The following is a 20,328-nucleotide window of genomic DNA, read 5'->3' as shown; positions in this document are numbered from 1 at the left end:
CCGTCATGGCACTGCTGCACCGGGCTACCCTGCGTCCCACGAAGCTCGACCTGCTGGCGGCCTGGCTGCCCGGCCGACCCTGGTTCGCCGGGCCGGCGGGCGTCGATCTGGTGAGCCGGGGCGCATACCGCTTCGACGACCCGACCGGCGAGGTCGGCATCGAGACGATGCTGGTCGGCGCCGCCGATGGGCCGGTCCATCAGGTCCCGCTCACCTACCGTGCCGCGCCCCTGCACGCTGCCGACGAATGGCTGGTCGGCACCACCGAGCATTCGGTGCTCGGCACGCGCTGGGTGTACGACGCCTGCGCCGACCCGGTGTACGCCGCCGCGCTCGCCCACGCGATCCTCGCCGGCACCGGCCAGGCCGAGCAGTACTTCGAGGTCGACGGCCGGCGCGAGGTGCGTGAGCCGACGGTGACGGTCGTCGTCAGCGACGCCGGGGACGCCGCCGTGCCCCCGGTCGGGGCCGTGCGACGGGTGGTCGACGAGGACGCCGCGCTGATCAGCACCGATGCCGTCGAGCTGGTCGTCGTCCGCCGGCCCGGCGCTGCCGACGCCGCCGGGCCTACCCTGCTCGGCAGCTGGAACGGGCAGCCGATGAGCGTGCCGCTGGCGTACGCCCGCAAGCGCTGACGTTACGGCGGCCCGGTCCGCCGGTCGCGGTCGCCGGGCGGACCGGCCGCCCGTTACGGTCGGGACATGGTCACCGTCGCCGACGTGCGGGCTCTCGCTCGGACGCTGCCGCGCAGCAGCGAGCACCTGATCCGGGACAGGGTGAAGTTCCGGGTCGGGTCGATCGTCTATGTCGCGTTCTCACGGGACGAGGCAACGATGGGCTTCGGGTTCCCGAAGCAGGAGCGGGCCGCGCTGGTCGCCGCCGAGCCGGAGCTGTTCTTCCTGCCGGGAGAGGCCGACCTGCGCTTCCACTGGGTGTGCTGCCACACTGCACGACTGGACCACGGGTACATGACCGAGCTGGTCACCGAGGCGTGGCGGATGGTGGTGCCGAAGTTCCTGGCCCGGCAGCGGCTGGGCAGCTGACGACGGTGGGCGGCCCGACTCCTCGGGCCGCCCACCACGTTCACCAGCTCGCCGGAGGCGGGGGCGGCGACACGGGTGGCCGGTCGTCGCAGGTGATGGTGTTGGGCAGCAGCCACGGGGCGAGCCACCCGCCGTCGTTACCGCCGAGATCGGTCAGGGTGAACTCCGAACCGGCCGGGGTGAAGTGGAACGAGCCGCAGTTGTTGACGCCGACCGCGCCGACGTTGCGCGCGTCCACGTTGGCGAACGAGGCCGACCCCGCCGAGCGGGCGCTGACCACCGAGGTGCCCGTGCCGTCGACCCGGATGTTCCGGAACTGCACGTTGGTGATCGAGTAGAGGTCCTTCACCGGCCAGTCGCTGACCAGCATGATCGCGTTGTACGTGTTGTCGAGGTACGTGTCGCCGGTCACCTGGATGCTCGCGTCGATGCTCCGGTCCAGGGCGAAGATCCAGATCGCGCCCAGCCCGATGTTCCAGTTCAGCTCGTACGTGCCGGCGCGGGCGGTGGTGTTGCTGGTGAACCGCAGGTGCCCGGTGAACGGCTCGGCGCCGAATCGGGAACCGGCGTGGATGCCGCTGCCCTCGCGGACCGGGTCGGCGATGAGGTTGTGCGAGACGGTGGTGTCCGTACCGCCGTAGATGGCGATGCCGTTGGCCAGTGTCGGCGACTGCACGGTGTTGTGGTCGAACGTGTTCCGCGCGTTCGCCGTCTTCTCCGACCACATCGCCAGGCCGTCGTCGCCGGTGTTGCGGACGAAGTTGTGCGCGACGACGGAGTCGGTCACACCGGTGTGGAAGTTGAGTGCGTCGGCGATCTGGTCGACGATGATGTTGTTGGTGACCCGGACGTTCCGCATCGGCCCGTCGAACCACAGGCCCACCTTGGTGTGGTGCAGGTAGAGCCCGTCGACGGTCGAGTCGCTCATCGCGCCACCGATCGCGTTGACCTGGTCGGTGTCGATGCGCTCCCGGACGTCGCCCTCGATGGCGAAGCCGGAGAGGTGGACGTTGCGGCTGCCGCCGTCGGCGGCGTCCCGGCCGTAGAACCCGACGCCGGTGTGCACCGAGCCGTCCGGCGCGGGCTTCGGCAGGGCCACCTCGCGGCCCTTGATGATGGTGTGCCAGCTGCCGGCGCCCTCGATGGTCACGTCGTCGACGATGATGTGCCGGTTGACCTGGTAGCTGCCCGGCGGGATGTACACCGTCAGGTGGGTACGCCGGGCGAAGGCGATGGCCCGGTCCAGTGCGTCGGCGGAGTCCCGCCGCCCGGTGGGGTCCGCGCCGAAGGCCAGCACGTTCGCGGCGAGCAGCCGGACGCGCGGGGGCGCGACCAGTTCGGAGTCGAGCAGGTCGATGACCGTCCAGGCGGCGGCACTGCCGGGCGGCGCGGTGAGCCGGATCTTGTCACCGGCCCGGTAGGTGCGTCCGAGTAGGAGCCGCTGTTCGTCGTAGAAGTGGCTGGGGCGGAACGGCGTGCTGATGCTGGGGTACGGCGTGGTGGCCGACGGCACGCACTGGCACTCGGTGATCCACCAGTCCGGGTGCAGCAGCCCGGCCTGGGGGTCGTTGGAGAACGGGTACTGGTTGTAGAGCCACGAGTACTCGGATGTCAGCGTCATGGTGCGCACGTGCTTGCCGTTGACCGCGACCCGCAGTGGGGCGGTGATCCCACCGCCCTGTGGTGCGTCCGGGATGCTGTACCGCACGGTGATCCCGTTCGCCGCGCTGGGCAGGACGAACTCCACGTACTCGCCGGGGGCGAGTCGGACCGCCCGGCGGCCGGAAGCCTCCGCGGGCAGCGTGTAGGCGGACCGGTCAGGTCCGATGATCTCGCCGGTGGTGCGGGCGTTCTCCGCCTCCTGCTCGACGAAGTCGACGTTGGCGCCGCGCCCCGCGACCAGCGCCGGATCGAGGGCGGCCCGGGTGACCACCGGCGTCGCGCCGGAGGACACGGATGGGCCGGCGACGGCCACGCTCGGGCCGACGACCAGCATGGTGAGGCCGGTCGCGAGCGCGACTGCGGTGGCGGCCGGCCGGCCTGGGCGTCCCCGTGCCGGCATGATGGTCCGAAACATCGGTGACCCTCCTCAGTGGGTGGTGGTGGGAGGTCCGCCCGGCGCCCCCGACGCCCGACATTGATCGTTATGATGCCAGCGCCGAACACTGCGTTGCAAGACGGCAATCGAACAGCGAAAAGAAGCGACAATCAGCCCGCAAGAAATGGACGGTCGTCGAGTTGAGGTGTCGCGCGTCGCCTGCCACCAGCCTGCCCGCGGCCGGCGTAGGCTGATTCGCGTGGATCAAGAAGACCGGATCGCCCTTTTCCTCGACTACGAGAACCTCGCGTTGGGCGCACGCGACCACCGTGACGGCGGGGCCTTCGACTTCCGGCCCATCGCCGACGCGTTGGCCGAGCGGGGGCGGGTCGTGGTGCGCCGGGCCTACGCCGACTGGTCCTACTTCGACGAGGATCGCCGGATGCTCACCCGGTCCCACGTCGAGCTGATCGAGATCCCGCAACGGATGGGCGCGTCCCGTAAGAACGCCGCCGACATCAAGATGGCCGTGGACGCGATCGAGTTGGCCTTCGAGCGCGACTACATCTCCACGTTCGTGATCTGCAGTGGTGACAGCGACTTCACTCCGCTGGTGCACAAGCTTCGCGAGCTGAACAAGCGGGTCATCGGCGTCGGGGTCGAGGGGTCGACGTCGGCGCTGCTTCCACCGGCGTGCGACGAGTTTCTCTACTACGACCGTCTGGAAGGCGTGGACATCCCACCGGCCCGTGGCCGGCGCGCTCGTCCCACCGGCCGGCAGGCCGGCCCGGACCAGCGACCGCCCGAGCCGGAGCGGGAGCACGAGCCGGAGGTGGGCCGCAGGCCGGCGGGGGAGGAGCCCGGCCGCGACGTGGACACCCTCGCCGTGCTGGTCGCCCAGTCGGTCGCCGGGTTGCAGGGCAGCGCCAACGGTGAGGTCACCGCCTCCCGACTCAAGCGCACCCTGCTGCGCAAGGACCCGACGTTCAGCGAGTCCGACTACGGCTTCCGCACCTTCGGCGAACTGCTGCGCCATCTCGCCGAACGCAACGTGATCGAGCTGGCCGAGGGTCCCGCGAAGGGTGACCCCGAGGTCTCGCTGCCCGAGCACGGCGACCGGGAGGTGGCGTTCGGCCTGCTCCGGGGCGTCGTGGCGGACCTGGGCAGCGCCGGCAACCCGGTGGCCCTGTCCGGCCTGAAGAACCAGGTGCGCCGGGCCCGTCCCGACTTCAGCGAGAAGAAGCTCGGCTACCGCAGCTTCCTCCAGTTCTGCAAGGCCGCCGCCACCGCTGGCGTGCTCGACCTACGGTGGAGCCCCGAAGCCGACGACTACCTGCTCACAACCAATCCCTGACCCCCGTTCTGCGCCCCCGCCCCCGTTCTGGGTGTTGATCAAGAGGTTTTGCGTCATCGGGAGCGCGATTCCGTGACGCGAACCTCTTGATCGGCAGGGATGGTGGGTAGGGCGTTCCTGATCTGCAACTCAGGAGGGGGGAGCGCCGCCGTTGTGGTTTCGAACTGCCAACGCTTGGCCCGAAATACGTCTGGAATGTGGCCCTTGTCCCAGTATGAGCCCTCCTGCGCCGTACCCTCGGCGCGGGAATTGCTATACGGTCGGCGAATGAAGGTGGAGGAGCACTGGTGGAACGGAGACACGACCCCGCGCGGGCGCAGGGACGTGTATATCCGTACTGACGGGCAGGGTTGGGAGGTCCGCGCCCAGATCGGTGGGGCGTCGGGTCGTGAGCGGGTGCAGCAGTGCCCCAGCCGGGCCTCGGCGGCCATTCTCGCCGACGCGTGGCGCGGCACCCACCCTTCCTGGCGCGAGCTGAAGCAGCGCTGATCCGGCACCGGGCCGGGCCGGCAACGCTCCTGGGCTCCAGCCCGGCGCGGCCGCCGGCCGGCCCGGCGCTCGGCCCCCATCCACCGAAGGCGCTCGCGCGTCACCCTGCCAGAACGGCGTACGGCTCGTGAGTCACCGCTTCTCCTTGATCAAGGGATAGCGCGTGCGTTCCGTGTCCCCGCCGTCAGGCCGGGGCCGGACGACGCCTCCTCGGAGCAGGACGCGGATGGGCCTGCCCGGCTGATCATGCCGGACAGGCCCTTGGTCGCCGAGGAAGTTCAGCGCTTGAGCGTGAAGGTGAAGTCGCCGGAGAGCTTGCCGCCCAGCCGGACTGCCGACACGATTTTCCCTTCCGTGATCAGTCTGTCGACCTCGGCGCGCGACAGAAGGCAACCTTCAGCGATCAGTCGCGCCGGCCGGACCGGGATCCGTGCCGCGAAGCGGACCGCGACGTCGATCATGTCGCGGTCCAGGTGATCTGATCCGCCGGTGTCGAGACGCCAGGCGTCGTCCCAGTCGAGGTCGAATCGATTACGGCGCTGCACGGCCGGATCCTGGAGCAGTTCAGCGGTCAGGCCAGGGTCGTTGTCGTGCAGCCGGTCCAGCAGTTCGGGTCGGATGGAGCGCACCGTCATCCGCTCCAGGACCGTGAGCTTCGCCGTCTCCCCGCAAGCGGTGCAGAGCGCGAGAAGCCAGGCGTCGAGGAGCTTGTGGTTGGCGTTGACGCGGAACTTACCGCTCGGCCGAAGGCGTTCGGACGCGCACGCGTGGCAACGGCGATGAACGAGTGGCAGGCAGGTGGGCACGACGGCCCAATGTATGAGCACAGAGGTACACCGGTTTCCAGTGAGAAGTCCGCAGCAAGAAGGAGCGCGGCGCACATGCGCGACGCGCGAGATCAGCGCTCGGGAGGTCTCACAGGGTGTACAACGGCACGTCCTTGCCTAGACGACCTGGTTCCGCAGCACGGTAATGGCCGCGGCGGCGCGGCTCCACTGGTTTTCGCGTGCGCCTCAGGAGCCCGGGTGGCGGGACAGTTGCCCCGGCGACGCCGACGGCCGACAGCCGGAAACGGGTTGCCTGTGGCCGGCGTCACGCCGAGGATCAGTCGATGCCCAGCGACCAGGCGACCACTGACTTCTCAATCAAGCCCACCCTCATCGGCGAGCGGGTGATCCTGCGTCCCTTCGTCGACGACGACCTGGCCACCTTCCGGGCGGCGGTGGCCGACCCCGAGGTGGCCCGGCTGACCGGCAGCCCGGCCGACGACGCTCCCGACGAGGAGCGGATGCGTTCCTGGTACGGCAGCCGCAACGCCCAGACCGACCGACTCGACCTGGCGGTCGTGGACCGCGCCACCGGGGCCTGCGTCGGCGAGGTGGTCCTCAACGACTGGGACCCAGCCAACGGGAGCTGCAACTTCCGCACCCTGCTCACCGCCGCCGGCCGCGACCGCGGCCTGGGCACCGAGGCGGTACGCCTGGTCGTCGGCCACGGTTTCGAGACGCTCGGCCTGCACCGCATCTCGCTGGAGGTCTTCGCCTTCAACCCTCGGGCCCGGCGGGTGTACGAGAAGGTCGGCTTCGTCGTCGAGGGTGTGCTGCGGCAGGTCCTGCGCGACGGCGACGACTGGATTGACGCCACGGTGATGTCGATCCTTGCGCCCGAGTGGGCGGCGCACCGGGGACATCCCGAGCGTTGAGGAGAGCACGGGCCGGTCGGGCAGCAGCGGCGCGATCACCGCCCACGCTCGCACCCTGGCGGGTACCACTGATGCCGGCGCCGGTCAGGCGCTCGGGACCGGCAGCACCACGCCCTCGGCCGCCGACCGATGCGCCAACTCGATCAACTCGACGGTGGCGACCGAGTCCCGTGGGTCCACCGGCATCGGCGTGCCGTCCCGCAGCGCCGCGGCCACCTGCGCGTAGAAGCTCTGGTACGCGCCGGGCTCGGTCGGCACCGGCCGCAGGTCGCCGTCGACGCCGAGCAGGCCGTACCGCTCCGGCGGGACCTCGCCCCAGCCCGGCTGGTCCGGTCGGCCGCCGTCGTGCAGGGCCGCCTCCTGCACGTCCAGCCCGTACGTCGTGTAGCCGGCCCGGTCACCCAGCACCCGCAGCCGGGGCCCGAGTTGAGCGGTCACCGCGCCCATCCACAGGTGCGAGTGCACCCCGTTGGCGTGGGTCAACGCCACGAAGGCGTCGTCGTCGACGGCCGCACCCGCGCGGCGACGGTCCACCTCCGCGTAGACGCGGTCCACCCGGCCGAACAGCTGCACCGCCTGGTCGATGAGGTGGGCGCCGAGGTCGAAGAGGGCACCGCCGGCCTCCTCGGGACCAGCGAGCTCCCGCCAGCCCGGCTTGATCGTCGGACGGAAACGCTCGAACCGGGACTCGAAGCGCAGCACCTGCCCCAACTCGCCCTGCTCGACCAGGCGACGGGCGGTCAGGAAGTCGCCATCCCAGCGCCGGTTCTGGAACACCGTGAGCGGCACCCCACGCTCGGTCGCGTCGTCGATCAGCGCGCGGCCCTCCGCGGCCGTCGCGGCCAGCGGCTTGTCGACGACGACCGGCAACCCGGCGGCCAGCGCCGCCCGGGCCATCGGCACGTGCTGCCGGTTCGGCGTGGCCACCACGACCAGGTCCAACGCGTCCGGCGTACGCCAGAACTCGTCGGCGTCGTCGACCAGGCGGGCGTCCGGGAAGTGCTGTCGCGCCTGCTCGCGCCGCTGCGGATCGCGGGTCACGATGGCGTCCAGACGCAGCCCGGGGGTCGCGGCGATCAGCGGTGCGTGGAACACCCGGCCTGCCAACCCGTACCCCAGCAGACCGACCCGCAGCGCCTCCGCCATGCCTGACCCCTGTCTTCCCGGTCCGCGCCCTGAGTGACAGCGGTACCGCTGATCGAATCTACGCCCCGGGCGGTCGTGCCCGATTTCGGCCCGGTGCTGGTCAGCCCACCGGGTCGGCCCGCAGGTAGGTGAGGACCGCGAGCACCCGACGGTTGGTGTCGTCGCTGGGCGGCAGGTCGAGCTTCAGCAGGATGTTGCCGACGTGCTTGCCGACCGCCGCCTCGCTGACGTGCAGTCGGCCGGCGATCGACGCGTTCGAACGCCCCTCGGCCAGCAGCGCCAGTACCTCGCGTTCCCGGGCGGACAGCGCGGCGAGCGGATCACGCGGGCGGTGCAGGAGTTGCCGTACCACGTCCGGGTCGATGGCGGTGCCGCCGGCGGTGACCCGCCGCAGCGTGTCGACGAACTCGGTGACCTCGGCCACCCGGTCCTTGAGCAGGTAGCCGACCCGCCGGCCGTCGCCGCTGTCCAGCAGCGCCGCCGCGTACCCGGTCTGCACGTACTGGCTGAGCACCACGACCGGGAGGTGGGGCCGCTCGGCGCGCAACGCGACGGCGGCGCGCAGCCCGTCGTCGCGGCGGCCCGGCGGCATCCGGATGTCGGTCAGCACCAGGTCCGGTCGGTGGTCGCGGGCAGCCGCCAGCAGTTCCGGCGCGGACCCGACGGCGGCGCACACGGTGAAGTCGAAGCGGGTCAGCAGGGCGACCAGACCCTCGCGCAGCAGCACCTCGTCCTCGGCGAGCACCACCCGGGTCAGCGACGGCACGGCAGCTCCACCCGGACCAGGGTAGGGCCGCCGGGCGGGCTGGACAGCAGCAGCCGGCCGTCCACGGCGGCGACCCGGTCGGCGAGCCCGGTCAGGCCGCTGCCCCGGGCCGGGTCGGCGCCGCCGTGACCGTCGTCGGTCACCTCGACGACGAGGTCACCGCCGGCCCGGGTGAGGCGTACGCCGGCGCGAGTCGCCCCGGCGTGCCGGGCCACGTTGCCCAGCGCCTCGGAGACCACGAAGTAGGCGGTGGTCTCCACGATCTCCGGCAACTCGTCGTGCGGGTCGGCGTGCACAGTGACCGGGATGGTGGCGGCGTCGGCCAGCTCGCGTACGGCGCCGGTCAGGCCGAGGTCGGTGAGGCTCTGCGGTCGAATGCCGTGCACCAGTTGCCGCAGCATCACCATCAGGCCCCGGGCCTGGTCGTGCGCCACCGCGAGCGGTCGGGAGGCGGGGGAGTCCTCGGGTACGTCCAGCTGGGCCAGCCCCAGCTGGAGGGTGAGGCTGGTCAGCCGGGGCTGGGCGCCGTCGTGCAGGTCGCGCTCGATGCGCCGGCGTTCGGCCTCGTACGCGCCGACCAGCCGGGTGCGGGACCGGGCGACCTCGCGCAGCGCCGTCGCGTCGACCGGCCAGGCCAGTGCCCACCGGGCTACGGCGGCCTGGGTGGCCGCGAGCAGACCTGCCACGTAGCACAGGACCGGCAGAAGCAGCACCGCCACGAATGCGTACGGGATGGCCTCGCCGGTGGTTTCGATCGGGCGCCAGATGACGACCGGTTCGGCGTCGCCAACCAGCCAGGGGCTGGTGACCATCCCGAGGTCGAGCAGCACCAGCAGCAGGAAGACCCAGTACGCGACCGGCGCGAACCCGCCCAGCCAGAACAGGTACGCCACCTCCCGCCAGGTCGCGGCGCTGCGGTAGCGGGCGACCAGGCCCGGCCACGGCGACGCGGGCAGTGGGCGACTGTCGACGAGCCTGAGCCGCCATCGCTCGACGACGGCCACCCCGTAGCTCACGATCGGCGCCAGCGCCACCAGGATGACGCTGCCGGCCACCAGGAACAGCAGCAGCGCGATGCCGGGTGGCCGGTCGTGCAGCAGTAGGGCGTTGACGGCGGGCAGCAGGGGTGCGCCGATGATGAGCAGCCCGACGGCGAGCGGGCCCGCGATCGGCACGGTGCTGACGAGGTAGGCCAGCGCCCGCCATGGCCAGGCGGAGATCAGCCAGCCACGGCGGCGCAGCGCCTCGGCCAGGTGACGAGGGGGTTCCGGGGTCATACCGGAGACGCTAATCGCGACAACCTGGTCGCCCCAGCCGTCCAAATCCACTCTTCGAGGTATGCCCAGCACTACCGGCCGAATGGGTGTGCGGGGTTCGGAAACGGGAAGAACGTGCCGTCACGCGACGCGCGTGGCCTGTCCTGGCGGCGGCGGGAGAGACATGGGTGCCAGAACCTTCGTGGTGGTCGGCGGGACCAGCGGGCTCGGCCTCGCGGTGGCCCGGCTGCTGGTCGACGAGCACCATGTGGTGGTGTTCGGCGACGTGCCGGCCGAGGTCGCCGCGACGACCGATCAGCTGGGGTGCGACGGGGCGGTCTGTGACGTCTCCTCCTACGAGCAGGTCCGCGACGGGTTCGCCGAGGTGGTCGGGCGCTACGGCACGATCGACGGGGTGGCGGCCTGCGCGTCGATGTGGGCGGGCGGCGACCTGATGGACCTTCCGGTGGAGCACATCCGGCGGGCCGTGGAGATCAACGTCCTGGGCATCACGTACCTGCTCCGGGAGGCGGTGGAGCACCTGAACCGTCAGGGCCACGGGAACGTGGTGTACGTCGGCGCGCTGGCGTTGGCCGCGCCCCGACCGGGCATCCCGGTGTATCGGGCCACCAAGAGCTACGGCAGCAGCCTGGTCGACTCCCTGGCCGAGGCCCAGCACAGCAACCGGGTCAAGGTGATGCAGCTACATCCCGGGCCAATGCCGACCCGCCTGCAGGAACGGGTCGGTGCCGAGTTCCTGGACGAGGTGTACGCCCTGCCCGAACAGGTCGCGCCCGAGGTCGTCCGGTTGCTGCTGCTCGAACCTGACGACCTCTACGTCTCCGGTGAGCGCGTGCTGCGCGCGGACGGGCGGTGGTGACGGCGGCAGCGGGGCCCGACGACCGTCCGGCCTCGGCGTGGGCGCCGCTGCGGACGGCGGTCTACCGCAACCTGTGGCTGGCCCTGCTTGCCGCCAACATCGGCACCTGGATGCAGACCGTCGGCGCGCAGTGGCTGCTGATCCACCACTCCAACGCCTCCACCCTGGTCGCGCTGGTGCAGACCGCCAGCCTGTTGCCGGTGCTGCTGCTGGCGTTGCCCGCCGGGGTGCTGGCCGACAACTTCGACCGCCGGCACCTGCTGATCGCCGTGCAGCTGTTCCTGGTGGCGGTGGCGGTGGCGTTGACGTTGCTCACCCTGACCAACCGGATGCCTCCGGCGCTGCTGCTCACCCTCACCTTCGCGTTCGGGGTCGGACAGGCGCTCACCCTGCCGGCCTGGGCGGCGGTGATCCCGGAGCTGGTGCCACAGGGCCAGCTACGGTCGGCGTCCGCGCTCGGCTCGATCAGTGTCAACGTGGCACGGGCGGTCGGGCCCGCGGTGGCCGGCGTGCTGATCGCCCGCGCCGGCGTCGCCCCGGTCTTCGGCCTCAACGCCGTCGCGTTCCTGATCTTCGCGTACGCGTTGTGGCGTTGGCGGCCCGGCAACGCCCGCGCGGTCGAGGTGCCCGAGCGGTTCACCGCCGCGCTGCGTGCCGGTAGCCGCTACGTACGTCACTCGCCGACCGTGCGCCGGCTGTTGCGCCGCGCGCTGGTCTTCGTCGTCCCGGCCAGCGCGCTGTGGGCGTTGCTGCCGCTGGTGGCCAGCCGGCGGCTGGGGCTGGGCTCCGGTGGGTACGGGCTGCTGCTGGCCGCCCTCGGGGTGGGTGCCATCGCGGGTGGTGTGCTGCTGGCCGTGATCCGCACCCGGTTGTCGGCGAACCAGCTCCTGCTGATCGCCGGGGTGGTGTTCACCGTGGCGCTGACCGTGGTCGGCACCGTGCGGGTGGTGCCGCTGGTGCTCATCGCCCTGCTTCCCGCCGGGATGGCCTGGGTGACCGTGCTGGCCAACGTCAACGCCGAGATGCAGCTCTTCCTGCCCACCTGGGTACGGGCCCGAGGTCTGGCCGTCTACCAGGTGTGTTTCGCCGGCGGGCAGGCCGTCGGCGCGCTCCTCTGGGGGTTGGTGGCCGACATGGGCGGGCTGTTGCTCGCCTACCTCGTGGCGGCGGCGCTGATGCTGGTCGGCACCGTGACAAGTCAGATCTGGCCGTTGCCGGACCTGCGGTCGGTGAACCGCGAACCGGCCTCCTACTGGCCGGAACTGCACCTGGCGCGCGAGCCGGACCCGTGGGTGGGACCGGTGTTGGTGATGGTGCAGTACACCGTCCGCCCGGAGCGGGAACAGCCGTTCCTGGCGGCGATGGACCTGGTGCGCGGCGCGCGGCAGCGGACCGGCGCGATGCGCTGGGGGTTGTTCCGGCCGGCCGAGACGACGGACCGGTTCGTCGAGGTGTACGTCGTGCCGTCCTGGGACGAGCACCTGCGCCAGCACGGCGGCCGGTTGACGGGCGAGGATCGCGAGGCCGAGGAACGGGCCCGCGAGCTGACCGACGGCCGACCGGAGGTGCGACACCTGGTGCCCGCCGCCGCCGGTCCGGCACTGTCCGACGCCCGCGAGGGTCTCTGACCGGTCCGAGTGGCGACCGTCGAGGACGCGTGTGAACGCGGCGTCATAATCGCGTCCATCCGTGTAGCAGACGCGTGAACGCCCTCGCCGGCACCGGATGCCCCACGCTTCGATGGCCCTCGGCGGGTCCGAGGTACGGGCCGTCGCCCTCGCCGGAGGCGTGCTGTGGTTGTCGATCGGGAGCAAGGGACCGCAATGGTCGGTGGGTCGACGCCGACCGGGGTCAGCGTGGCGATCGGATGGGTGGTGATGATCGGCATGGCGCTGCTCGCGGGCGCGCTGTTCTCCCCGGCGGAGCTGCCGGCCCGGACGCTGGTGATGTCTGTCGCCGCCGGGGCGTACGCGGCGGTGGTGGCCGATCTGCGTGCGGTCGCCGCGGTGACCGGGCTGGGCATGGCCACCTTCGTCGGTTTCCTCGCCCACCGCTTCGGTGACCTGACCGCCGGCGCGGACGCCTGGTCGTACGCCGTGGTGATCGCCTTCGCGGCCACGCTCGGGGCGGGTTACCGCTGGCTGCGATCGATCGCCCCGGCGACCGACTGACCGTCTGCCGGGCCGGAGCGCGGCGTACGGCGTACGCCCGCGTTGTTAGGATTGCCGCACCATGGCGAGTGAGCGCAAGGCGACCGCGGACCCGGCTCGCAGCCTGGCCATCCTCTGGCGCACCCGGGAGCCGACCAGCCGCAGTGCCGGGCCCGGGCTCAGTGTCGACCGGATCGTCCGGTCGGCGATCGAGATCGCCGACGCCGAGGGCCTCGACGCACTGACCATGCGCCGGGTCGGTGAGGCGCTGGGTGTCGGCACCATGTCGGTCTACACCTACGTGCCGGGCAAGGCCGAACTCGTCGACGTCATGATCGACACCGTGTACGGCGAGATGCCGCGCCCCGCCGTCGAGGGAGACTGGCGGGCCCGCCTGGAGCGGATCGCCCGCGACAATCTGGCGCTCTACCAGCGGCATCCCTGGATGCTGCGGGCCGAGACGACCCGGCCGGTGCTCGGCCCGCACCTGATCGCCAAGTACGACTACGAGCTCGGTGCGGTCGTCGACATCGGGCTCACCGACGTCGAGATGGACGCGGTGCTCACGCTCGTCCTCGGTCACGTGAAGAGCGCCGCGCGGGCCGCGTCGGAGCTGGTGGACCTGGAGCGTGAGACCGGCATGACCGACGGCCAGTGGTGGCAGTCGCACGCGCCCTGGCTGGAGACGTTCATGACGGCCGGCAGCTACCCGACCGCGTCGCGGGTCGGCACCGCGGCCGGGCAGCAGCACGGCGCCGCGTACGGGCCGGAGTACGCCTTCGAGTTCGGCCTGCAACGCGTCCTCGACGGGATCGCGGTGGTGGTCGCCAAGCGGGCCACCGCCGGCTAGCCCGGCCCGGTCAGGGGTACTGGGCCGCGCTGCCCACCGCCGTCGGGGCCAGCCGCGCGAGCGAGCGCGCGGACGGGCTGCCCGGCTCGGCGTGATAGACGATCAGCGACTGGGTGGTGCCGCTGATGCCGAGCTTCTCGTAGCGCAGCTCCAACTCGCCCACCCGGGGATGCTGGAACACCCGTGATCCACCGCCCGCGCGGTCGGTGACGTCGTGCCGGGCCCACAGCCGCCGAAACCGCTCGCTGCCGGCCGTCAACTCGTCGACCAACTCGGTGAGCCGGGGGTCGTCGACATCGGCGCCGACCTGTGCGCGCAGGCCGGCCACCGCGTTGGCCGCGACCGCCGTCAGGGCCGGGTAGAGCGTCGGCACGCTCGGGTCCAGGAAGACCGCGCGCAGCAGGTTCACTCCGGCCCGGAAGATCGGCGCCAGCGCGGTGGCCATGGGGTTGGCGAAGAGCACGTCCAGGTGCCTGCCGTGCACGAAGGCGGGTGTCCCGGTCCACGAGCCGACGAGCTGCCGGATGCCCACCGGCACCCGCTCCGGCCGCGGGGCTGGGCGACGGGTCGGCGCCGGCCGGGCCAGGCCGTGCAGGTGCTCGGTAGCGGTCGCGTCCAGTCGCAGCGCCCGGGCCAACGCGTCGAGCACCTGCGTCGACGGGTGCCGGTCACGGCCCTGCTCCAGTCGCAGGTAGTAGTCGGCGCTGATACCAGCGAGCAGTGCCAGCTCCTCACGTCGTAGACCGGGCACCCGCCGACGGCCGTGGGCGGGCAGTCCGACGTCGCCCGGACCGATCAGATCGCGCCGGGCACGCAGGAATTCGCCGAGCGGGCCGGCCGTGCTCACCCGCCCATCCTAGGAGCGCTCACGGGCCGCCCATCCTGGTCCTGCCACTACCAGGAAAACCAGGAACCCGGCTAGCGCCCGCCGGCCGAGTGACAGTGTCTGGGTAAGCGTGATCGAGAGACGGGGCAGCAATGACAGAGCAGATCAGGACTCCCTTCGGTTTCGCCTCGACCGCCGACGAGGTCGTCGCCGGGGTCGACCTGACCGGCAAGCGGGCCGTCATCACCGGCGGGGCCGCCGGTATCGGTGTCGAGACCGCCCGCTCGCTCGCCGCCGCCGGGGCCGAGGTGGTGCTCGGGGTACGTCGGACCGCCGCGGGCGAGCAGGCCGCGGCCGACATCGCGGCCAGCATCGGCGCGAACCGGGTCACCGTCCGGGAGCTGGACCTGGCCGACCAGGATTCGGTACGTCGGTTCGTCGCCGGCTGGGACCAGCCGCTGCACATCCTGGTCAACAACGCGGGGATCATGGCGCTGCCCGAGCTGGAGCGCACCGCCGAGGGCTGGGAGATGCAGTTCGCCACCAACTTCATGGGGCACTTCGCGTTGACCGTCGGCCTGCACGACGCCCTCGCGGCTGCCGGCGGCGCCCGGGTGGTGTCGGTCAGCTCCAGCGGCAACCTCTTCTCCCCGGTGATCTTCGACGACCTGCACTTCGCGTTCCGGCCGTACGACCCGCTGCTGGCGTACGGGCAGTCCAAGAGCGCCGAGGCATTGCTCGCCGTCGAGGCGACCCGCCGCTGGTCCGGCGAGGGCATCCACGCCAACGCGTTGAACCCGGGCGCGATCGCCACCGGCCTGCAGAAGCACACCGGTGGGCTGCGTACCCCGAAGGAACGGCAGAAGACCCCGCAGCAGGGGGCCGCCACGTCGGTGCTGCTCGCCGCGTCCCCGTTGCTGGAGGGCGTCGGCGGTCGCTACTTCGAGGACTGCGCCCAGGCCCCGGTCGTCACCGAGCGGCCCGCCGACTACAGCGGCGTGGCGGCGTACGCGGTCGATCCGGGCAACGCCGAGCGGCTCTGGGATGTGGCGACCGGCCTGCTCGCGGCCAGCGCGCCGACGTCGGCGGGCACCAGGTGACCGTGCACCGGTGTGTGCCAACGCCCGCTGATTGACGCGGCGGGGCCTGGTGGAACCCGCCCGGGACCGGTCGTCCGGGTGGTACGACTGGTGCGGCAGGCGACGTCCGGGAAGGGGGGCGATGACCAACGGGCTCCCCGGGCGGCTGCTCCAGCGGCGGGACAACCCCCACCGGACGTCGTTCCTGGAGGTCGGGGCGTTCGTCGCCCCGGCCCGCGAGGCGCTCTGGGCGCTCGCGCTGGTGCTGGAGTATTCCCTTGCCCGGCTGCGCTGGTGGGCGACGCGCCCGACCAACGGCGGCATGGGTAGCTGCCGCGATGCCTGAGGGAACACGGCGCCACGGCGAGCCACCGCGAAGGCCCGACGTGGTGGAGTTGCGGGTGCACGGCGTGTCCGGGGCACAGCCCGCGGTCGTCCTCGACCGGGCACAGGTTAGGCAGGTCGCCGGCGACGACCGCGGGGGCTTCCACCGCGCCGACGCCTCCGACGACACCGACGCGGACGGGGTGACGCTCGAGGCGTACCGGTGGGGTGACCTGCCCTCGGGCACCGTGGCCCGGACCCTCGCCATGGTCTTCCTGCTGCCGTTCATGCTCAGCAACGTGGCGGTGTGGATGCGGCCGACGGATCGCCGCAGCGCCGCCAGGGTCACCGTGCTGTGCCGGCTCCTCGCGCTCAACCTCACCGTGTTGTACGTGGTCTCCGTCGCCGGGGTCGCCCTCGACCTGATCGCCTGGCGGTGTCTCGGCCTGGGCCGCTGCCGCGCACCCTTCGACACGATGATCGGGCTCGACGGCCGGCCCGTCGGGCAGCGGTTGGCCGTGCTGGCGCTGCTGCCGATCGCCGCCCTCGCGTTCCTCCGGCTGCTCGGCACCCGTCGGTCCCGCCCGGCCGGCAACCCGCTGTGGGCCGTGGAGCCGCTGGTCGGGCGGCTGCGGGCGATCCACGTCGCCGCCGCGCTCGCCGTCCTCAATCTCATGCTGCTCACGGCCCGTCGCGCCGGCGGCGCGACGCTCGGGACGACGCTGCTGCTGGCGTTCAGTGCGGCGGTGCTGCTGGCCTGCGTCGGCCTGCTCGCCGCCCCGGGGCTGATCGACCGGGCGGCGACCGCGCGAACGGCCACCCGGAGCGCCCGCGCGACGGGCGTGGCGGCGGCCGGTCTGACGGTGGCGACCCTCGTCACCGTCGCACGCGACGAGCGTGGCTGGCCATCGTCAGCCGGGCTCCCCGGCTACGACGGGATCGCGGGTGGGACGCTGTTCGGCCAGATGGCACTGCTGGTGGTGCTCAGCGGGTTGGTGCTGTGGCACCCCGGTCGTGCGGGCGGCCGGTCCGCCCTGCCGAGCGGACTGGGCGCGGCGGTCATCGCGGCCCTCGCGGTCGGCCTGGCCGGCGCGCTCTCCGCCGGCCTGGTCTATCAGACGGGGGAGCTGCTCGGCGGCTACCGCGGTACCGGTGGACCGCCGCTGCCGTACCGCTGGACGCTGCTGGCCTTCTTCCTGCACGTGGTCGCGGCGGTGCTGCTGTGCGGTGCGATGACCCTCCTGTCGCAGCGACGTCGGCGCCGCGCGGCGGCGGCGATCATCACCCGCGACTTCCCGGCCGTTCCGATGGAGGCGGTTGGGCGGCTCCGGCGGGTCACGAAGGCCGTCGCTCGGGCGCGGTTCACCGAGTGGCTGAGCCTGCTGGCCGCCACGTACGCGGCTCTCGCGGTGATCGGGCTGGCCACGAGTCTGCTCGGGGGGACCGGGCGTGAACCGGACGAGCTGGCGTGGCAGTTCGTCGGGCTGCCGGCCGGAGCTGTCGGAATGGGGCTGGCGGGGGGCGCCTACCTCGTCGCCGCGGTGCTCCTCGCGCTGCTGGCGGCTGGTGTTTTCGCCTACCGGACGGCCTGGTTCCGTCGGCACGTCGGGATCCTGTGGGACCTGGGCACCTTCTGGCCCCGGGCCGCCCACCCGTTCGCGCCCGCGAGCTACGCCGACCGCGCGGTGCCGGAGCTGGCCGACCGGATCAGCCAACTGGCCGCGCGACACACCGGAGTGCTGCTCTGCGGGCACAGCCACGGCTCGGTGCTGCTGGCCCTCGCGGTGCTGCGGCTGCCCCCGCAGGTGCGTCAGCGGGTCGCTCTGCTCACCTACGGGTCGCCGCTGGACCGCCTGTACGCCCGGCTCTTCCCGGCGTATCTCAACGAGGAGGTGCTGCGCGAGGTGGGGCAGCGGGTCGGGTGGCGGTGGCTCAACCTGTGGCGGGACACCGACCCCGTCGGTGGTTGGATCTTCGCCGCGCACCGACCCGGCGATCCGCCGCCGGACCCTGCCGACCCGGCCGACCGGGTCGACCGGCGGTTGCGGGACCCACGGGACCTGCTGCCGCCGCCGGGGGAGCGCCGTCCACCGCCCGTGCGCGGCCACCATCCGGGCGAGTCGGACCCCGATTTCCGGGCGGCCGTGAGTGAACTCGCCGCCCGTCTCCGTGGCTCCCACTGAGGTGCCGTGGCTGCGGGACCAGACCGTTGGGCGGCGCCGATCAAGTATTCTCGAGCGACCGGTCGGTCTCCGCCACGGTCGCGCGGACCTTGCGCAGGGTGGCGTCGGGCGCGCGGATCGCGGCCCTCCAGCGGTCCAGTGTCCGGGTGAGCACCCGGACGACGAACTGCAACTGGTTGACCTGCTCGCGCAGAATCCCCAGCTCCGAGCGGGCGTGCAGCGCCTCGCCCTCCAACTCGGTGATCCGGGTCTGCAACGGCTGCACCAGGGTCAGGGCCGCCTCGGTGAGAGTGTCGGCCGCGTCGGCCTTGAACTTTCCCCGCTGCACCACGACGGTGGCGATGGCGGCCAGACCGGTCGAGCCGCCGAGGATGCCGAACACACTGAGCGCGACCTGCACCCAGGGTGGTGCGGCGGGCGCCGGTGAGGTAATCACGGAACGCTCCCCTGTAGTTGTTCGATGCTCACGCCTTCGCAGGCCCGGGCCAGACGGCGCAGGTCGACGGCGATCTGCGCCGCCCGCCACAGCGATCCGACGGTCACCGCGAGGATGAACGACGTCGCGGCGACGGACTGTCGGCCCGACATGGCCACCAGGGCCACCGCGTACATCCCGGTGATCGTGCCGAGTTGCAGGACCGACGCGAGTTCGATGCCGAGCCCGGTGGAGAGCCGGCCGGGCCACAGGATGCCCAGCAACCCGCCCACACCCACCGCGATCAGACCGATCTCCCAGGCGACCTGGACAGGCGTCGGCATGGACGTCTGAACGGAGATCGGCCGGACATTGAGGGTCAACATCAGAACGCCGCAGACCGGTGCCGCGACGAGGACAGCCACCTCGTACGGCTGATGGCGGGACCGGATACGCAGATATCCCACGGCAACTCCCTGGTCGAAGACCATCGCCAGCGATCGGTGGCCGGTGCCGTGTGCAGAGTCGCCACCGGAATGAGGTCCGGCGGCGGAGCCCGTGGGCGGCGGTACGGAGAACGGGCGATGGTCGAGGAGGTGGCCGGCCTGCCACCGTTGGCTGCCGATATCTGCCTGTGTATCACCGATGACCCCTTAGCGTCCACCTGGTGTAAGGTCGCATATCCGCAGGTCAGGGCCTTATTGTGCGTGGGATGAGCGGTAGGTCGACGGAGTGCGGCGGCCCGACCGGCCAGATCACCCACGACGAGAAATGTCGGATATCTTACCCAGGGTGATTGGCGTGGTCGGGCCGCCGATCGATCAGCGGGCGAGCAGGGCGCGCAGCGCGCGAACCACCTCGGCCGGCGCCTCCTCGGCCATGAAGTGCCCGCAGGTGACCGTCCGGTGCTCCAGGTCCGGCGCCCAGGCCCGCCACACTCCGGCTGCGTCATAGCCCAGCGCCGCGCCCCAGTCCTGCTGCAGCACGGTCACCGGCATCCGCAGCTGACGACCGGCCGCCCGGTCGGCGGTGTCGTGGGCGACATCGATCCCGGCCGACGCCCGATAGTCGGCGACGATCGAGGTGACCGCGTTCCGGGACGCACGCAGGTACACGGCCCGTACGTCCGCCGGCAGCGCCGCCGGGTCACGGGTCCAGACGTCCAGGAAATGACCGAAGAAGGCGTCGGGGCTGGCGCCGATCAGCTCCTCGGGCAGACCGGGCGGCTGCGCCATCAGGTACAGGTGAAAGGCGATCGCGGCGGAGGTGCCGTGCAACACGTCCCACATGTCGAGGGTGGGCAGCACGTCGAGCAGCGCGAGCTGGCTGATCGCCGCCGGATGGTCGAGACCGGCGCGGAACGCGACCAGCGCACCCCGGTCGTGCCCGGCCAGGGCGAACCGCTCGTGGCCGAGCGCGCCGGCCAGCGCCACGACGTCTTCGGCCATGGTGCGCTTGGCGTACCCGTTGCCGTCGGTGTCGAGGGGCTTGTCGCTGTCGCCGTAGCCGCGCAGGTCCGGGCAGATCACGGTGTGGTCGGCGGCCAGGTCGGCCGCGACGTGCCGCCACATGAGGTGGGTCTGCGGAAAGCCGTGCAGCAGCACGATCGCCGGCCCGGAACCGCCCACGGCGGCGTTGAGCGTCACACCGTCGGCGACGGTGACGCGCCGGTAGTCGAATCCGTTGATCCTGGGGTCCACGGGGAGCCTTCCTGGTGAGCAGTTCCGGCTGGGGCGGTGGCCCGTCGCCGTCGTACGTCGTCGAGCCTGCCGGCTGGTGATCAGCAGACGGTCAGCGTCGAATCAGTACGGGCCGACCGACGCGCCT

General features: G+C 72.0%; 21 protein-coding genes. 12 read left to right on the top strand and 9 right to left on the bottom strand.

Going from position 1 to position 20,328, the window contains the following annotated elements:
- Window positions 1-5: 5 nt before the first annotated feature.
- Complete coding sequence (locus ACQEUX_RS15335) at window positions 6-635, top strand: CG0192-related protein (protein WP_433047434.1); 630 nt, start codon at window positions 6-8, stop codon at window positions 633-635.
- A gap of 66 nt (window positions 636-701) precedes the next feature.
- Window positions 702-1,043 (top strand): MmcQ/YjbR family DNA-binding protein, encoded by a 342-nt coding sequence (locus tag ACQEUX_RS15330; protein WP_203176144.1) that lies wholly within the window; start codon window positions 702-704, stop codon window positions 1,041-1,043.
- A 40-nt stretch (window positions 1,044-1,083) separates the two neighbouring features.
- Here the strand turns inward: ACQEUX_RS15330 and ACQEUX_RS15325 are convergent, their stop codons facing one another.
- Complete coding sequence (locus tag ACQEUX_RS15325; RefSeq protein ID WP_433047431.1) at window positions 1,084-3,120, bottom strand: glycosyl hydrolase family 28-related protein; 2,037 nt, start codon at window positions 3,118-3,120, stop codon at window positions 1,084-1,086.
- Between the two features lie 220 nt (window positions 3,121-3,340).
- Between ACQEUX_RS15325 and ACQEUX_RS15320 the strand changes: the two genes are divergently transcribed.
- A complete protein-coding gene (locus ACQEUX_RS15320; protein WP_433047429.1) occupies window positions 3,341-4,435 on the top strand; it encodes an NYN domain-containing protein in 1,095 nt (364 codons plus the stop codon).
- 267 nt (window positions 4,436-4,702) lie between these two features.
- A complete protein-coding gene (locus tag ACQEUX_RS15315; protein WP_030335934.1) occupies window positions 4,703-4,924 on the top strand; it encodes a hypothetical protein in 222 nt (73 codons plus the stop codon).
- Window positions 4,925-5,202: 278 nt separating this feature from the next.
- Here the strand turns inward: ACQEUX_RS15315 and ACQEUX_RS15310 are convergent, their stop codons facing one another.
- Window positions 5,203-5,730, bottom strand: a complete 528-nt coding sequence (locus ACQEUX_RS15310; protein ID WP_433047425.1) for a DUF1062 domain-containing protein — start codon at window positions 5,728-5,730, stop codon at window positions 5,203-5,205.
- Between the two features lie 305 nt (window positions 5,731-6,035).
- Here ACQEUX_RS15310 and ACQEUX_RS15305 point away from each other — a divergent pair, with 305 nt between their 5' ends.
- Window positions 6,036-6,626 carry a GNAT family N-acetyltransferase gene (locus ACQEUX_RS15305; RefSeq protein WP_433047422.1) on the top strand — a complete coding sequence of 197 codons (591 nt, stop codon included), beginning with the start codon at window positions 6,036-6,038 and terminating at the stop codon, window positions 6,624-6,626.
- Between the two features lie 84 nt (window positions 6,627-6,710).
- On the opposite strand, the gene ACQEUX_RS15300 is transcribed toward ACQEUX_RS15305, so the two are convergent.
- The 3 genes from ACQEUX_RS15300 to ACQEUX_RS15290 all read right to left on the bottom strand — a co-directional run bounded on the left by ACQEUX_RS15300 (window position 6,711) and on the right by ACQEUX_RS15290 (window position 9,815).
- Complete coding sequence (locus ACQEUX_RS15300; RefSeq protein ID WP_433047419.1) at window positions 6,711-7,772, bottom strand: Gfo/Idh/MocA family oxidoreductase; 1,062 nt, start codon at window positions 7,770-7,772, stop codon at window positions 6,711-6,713.
- A 100-nt stretch (window positions 7,773-7,872) separates the two neighbouring features.
- The gene (locus tag ACQEUX_RS15295; RefSeq protein WP_433047416.1) at window positions 7,873-8,538 is read right to left on the bottom strand and encodes a response regulator transcription factor; all 666 of its coding nucleotides are present in this window, start codon (window positions 8,536-8,538) and stop codon (window positions 7,873-7,875) included.
- Window positions 8,526-9,815, bottom strand: a complete 1,290-nt coding sequence (locus tag ACQEUX_RS15290; protein WP_433047413.1) for a sensor histidine kinase — start codon at window positions 9,813-9,815, stop codon at window positions 8,526-8,528. The genes ACQEUX_RS15295 and ACQEUX_RS15290 overlap by 13 nt, the downstream gene beginning before the upstream one ends.
- Before the next feature lie 163 nt (window positions 9,816-9,978).
- On the opposite strand from ACQEUX_RS15290, the gene ACQEUX_RS15285 reads away from it, so the two are divergent.
- The 4 genes from ACQEUX_RS15285 to ACQEUX_RS15270 all read left to right on the top strand — a co-directional run bounded on the left by ACQEUX_RS15285 (window position 9,979) and on the right by ACQEUX_RS15270 (window position 13,674).
- Window positions 9,979-10,674, top strand: coding sequence for an SDR family NAD(P)-dependent oxidoreductase (locus ACQEUX_RS15285; RefSeq protein ID WP_433047410.1), 696 nt, complete (start codon window positions 9,979-9,981; stop codon window positions 10,672-10,674).
- Window positions 10,671-12,302: an MFS transporter gene (locus tag ACQEUX_RS15280; RefSeq protein ID WP_433047407.1), complete on the top strand. Its 1,632-nt coding sequence runs from the start codon at window positions 10,671-10,673 to the stop codon at window positions 12,300-12,302. The genes ACQEUX_RS15285 and ACQEUX_RS15280 overlap by 4 nt, the downstream gene beginning before the upstream one ends.
- Before the next feature lie 195 nt (window positions 12,303-12,497).
- The gene (locus ACQEUX_RS15275) at window positions 12,498-12,845 is read left to right on the top strand and encodes a hypothetical protein (protein ID WP_433047404.1); all 348 of its coding nucleotides are present in this window, start codon (window positions 12,498-12,500) and stop codon (window positions 12,843-12,845) included.
- Window positions 12,846-12,906: 61 nt separating this feature from the next.
- A complete protein-coding gene (locus ACQEUX_RS15270; protein ID WP_433047401.1) occupies window positions 12,907-13,674 on the top strand; it encodes a TetR/AcrR family transcriptional regulator in 768 nt (255 codons plus the stop codon).
- A 10-nt stretch (window positions 13,675-13,684) separates the two neighbouring features.
- Here the strand turns inward: ACQEUX_RS15270 and ACQEUX_RS15265 are convergent, their stop codons facing one another.
- Window positions 13,685-14,521, bottom strand: coding sequence for a helix-turn-helix domain-containing protein (locus ACQEUX_RS15265; protein WP_433047398.1), 837 nt, complete (start codon window positions 14,519-14,521; stop codon window positions 13,685-13,687).
- A 131-nt stretch (window positions 14,522-14,652) separates the two neighbouring features.
- Between ACQEUX_RS15265 and ACQEUX_RS15260 the strand changes: the two genes are divergently transcribed.
- From ACQEUX_RS15260 to ACQEUX_RS15250, 3 genes are all read left to right on the top strand, one after another.
- Window positions 14,653-15,600, top strand: coding sequence for an SDR family NAD(P)-dependent oxidoreductase (locus tag ACQEUX_RS15260; protein WP_433047395.1), 948 nt, complete (start codon window positions 14,653-14,655; stop codon window positions 15,598-15,600).
- A 121-nt stretch (window positions 15,601-15,721) separates the two neighbouring features.
- Window positions 15,722-15,925: a hypothetical protein gene (locus ACQEUX_RS15255; protein WP_433047392.1), complete on the top strand. Its 204-nt coding sequence runs from the start codon at window positions 15,722-15,724 to the stop codon at window positions 15,923-15,925.
- Window positions 15,918-18,086: a hypothetical protein gene (locus tag ACQEUX_RS15250; protein WP_433047389.1), complete on the top strand. Its 2,169-nt coding sequence runs from the start codon at window positions 15,918-15,920 to the stop codon at window positions 18,084-18,086. Before ACQEUX_RS15255 ends, ACQEUX_RS15250 begins: the two co-directional genes overlap by 8 nt.
- Before the next feature lie 40 nt (window positions 18,087-18,126).
- Here the strand turns inward: ACQEUX_RS15250 and ACQEUX_RS15245 are convergent, their stop codons facing one another.
- The 3 genes from ACQEUX_RS15245 to ACQEUX_RS15235 form a co-directional block, all read right to left on the bottom strand.
- Window positions 18,127-18,522, bottom strand: coding sequence for a hypothetical protein (locus ACQEUX_RS15245; RefSeq protein ID WP_433047386.1), 396 nt, complete (start codon window positions 18,520-18,522; stop codon window positions 18,127-18,129).
- On the bottom strand, window positions 18,519-18,968 hold the full coding sequence (locus tag ACQEUX_RS15240; RefSeq protein ID WP_433047383.1) for a hypothetical protein: 450 nt from the start codon (window positions 18,966-18,968) through the stop codon (window positions 18,519-18,521). The genes ACQEUX_RS15245 and ACQEUX_RS15240 overlap by 4 nt, the downstream gene beginning before the upstream one ends.
- A 354-nt stretch (window positions 18,969-19,322) precedes the next feature.
- The gene (locus tag ACQEUX_RS15235) at window positions 19,323-20,201 is read right to left on the bottom strand and encodes an alpha/beta fold hydrolase (RefSeq protein ID WP_433047380.1); all 879 of its coding nucleotides are present in this window, start codon (window positions 20,199-20,201) and stop codon (window positions 19,323-19,325) included.
- Between the last annotated feature and the right edge of the window lie 127 nt (window positions 20,202-20,328).

The organism is Micromonospora sp. CA-259024 (assembly GCF_050936255.1).
Taxonomy (GTDB): Bacteria; Actinomycetota; Actinomycetes; order Mycobacteriales; family Micromonosporaceae; genus Micromonospora.
Note: the sequence above shows the minus strand (reverse complement) of the source record. Positions and strands in the feature narration are given on the sequence as shown.

Excerpts from the sequence above, each read along its gene's own strand:
- ACQEUX_RS15330 (WP_203176144.1), top strand. The coding sequence starts at position 702 with ATGGTCACCGTCGCCGACGTGCGGGCTCTCGCTCGGACGCTGCCGCGC.
- ACQEUX_RS15335 (WP_433047434.1), top strand. The coding sequence starts at position 6 with ATGGCACTGCTGCACCGGGCTACCCTGCGTCCCACGAAGCTCGACCTG.
- ACQEUX_RS15285 (WP_433047410.1), top strand. The coding sequence starts at position 9,979 with ATGGGTGCCAGAACCTTCGTGGTGGTCGGCGGGACCAGCGGGCTCGGC.
- ACQEUX_RS15305 (WP_433047422.1), top strand. The coding sequence starts at position 6,036 with ATGCCCAGCGACCAGGCGACCACTGACTTCTCAATCAAGCCCACCCTC.
- ACQEUX_RS15315 (WP_030335934.1), top strand. The coding sequence starts at position 4,703 with ATGAAGGTGGAGGAGCACTGGTGGAACGGAGACACGACCCCGCGCGGG.
- ACQEUX_RS15255 (WP_433047392.1), top strand. The coding sequence starts at position 15,722 with ATGACCAACGGGCTCCCCGGGCGGCTGCTCCAGCGGCGGGACAACCCC.
- ACQEUX_RS15270 (WP_433047401.1), top strand. The coding sequence starts at position 12,907 with ATGGCGAGTGAGCGCAAGGCGACCGCGGACCCGGCTCGCAGCCTGGCC.
- ACQEUX_RS15260 (WP_433047395.1), top strand. The coding sequence starts at position 14,653 with ATGACAGAGCAGATCAGGACTCCCTTCGGTTTCGCCTCGACCGCCGAC.
- ACQEUX_RS15300 (WP_433047419.1), bottom strand. The coding sequence starts at position 7,772 with ATGGCGGAGGCGCTGCGGGTCGGTCTGCTGGGGTACGGGTTGGCAGGC.
- ACQEUX_RS15290 (WP_433047413.1), bottom strand. The coding sequence starts at position 9,815 with ATGACCCCGGAACCCCCTCGTCACCTGGCCGAGGCGCTGCGCCGCCGT.
- ACQEUX_RS15250 (WP_433047389.1), top strand. The coding sequence starts at position 15,918 with ATGCCTGAGGGAACACGGCGCCACGGCGAGCCACCGCGAAGGCCCGAC.
- ACQEUX_RS15275 (WP_433047404.1), top strand. The coding sequence starts at position 12,498 with ATGGTCGGTGGGTCGACGCCGACCGGGGTCAGCGTGGCGATCGGATGG.
- ACQEUX_RS15325 (WP_433047431.1), bottom strand. The coding sequence starts at position 3,120 with ATGTTTCGGACCATCATGCCGGCACGGGGACGCCCAGGCCGGCCGGCC.